A 439-nucleotide genomic window follows, 5' to 3' on the forward strand; every position below is an offset into this window, starting at 1 on the left:
TCGCGTCTCGCGAACCGAAGTGACAAAGCAATGTGGCTTTAGCCCGGAGTGAGCGCGAGCGGGAACCGTGAGTCGCGGACGCAGTGAGAAGCCGAAGTTAGTTGCTGTCACGCGTCCGTAAGACTAAATTACATTAAGTAATCATTCCGGTTAGCGAATACTATTGACATTCCTTATATTTACTATATATTGACACTATACATATGGAGGAATCAATCAAATTTGAATGGGATCCATCGAAAAATACCATAAATAGACAAAAACATAGAATTTCATTTGAAGAAGCGAAGACAGTCTTTTACGACGAAAACGCAAGGATTATAAATGACCCCGACCATTCTGAAAATGAAGAAAGATTTATCATACTTGGATTTAGTTATAAATTAAACCTGTTAATGGTTTCGCACTGTTATCGTTCTTCGAAAGACACAATCCGAAT

At 39.2% G+C, this 439-nt stretch carries 1 protein-coding gene; it reads left to right on the forward strand.

Annotated features, from left to right (window positions below):
* Positions 1–203 precede the first annotated feature (203 nt).
* Positions 204–439 (forward strand): BrnT family toxin (locus JWG44_RS22075; RefSeq protein WP_205277191.1); only part of this gene is annotated, 236 nt, incomplete at its 3' end.

This window comes from Leptospira ainazelensis (assembly GCF_016918785.1).
GTDB lineage: Bacteria > Spirochaetota > Leptospiria > Leptospirales > Leptospiraceae > Leptospira > Leptospira ainazelensis.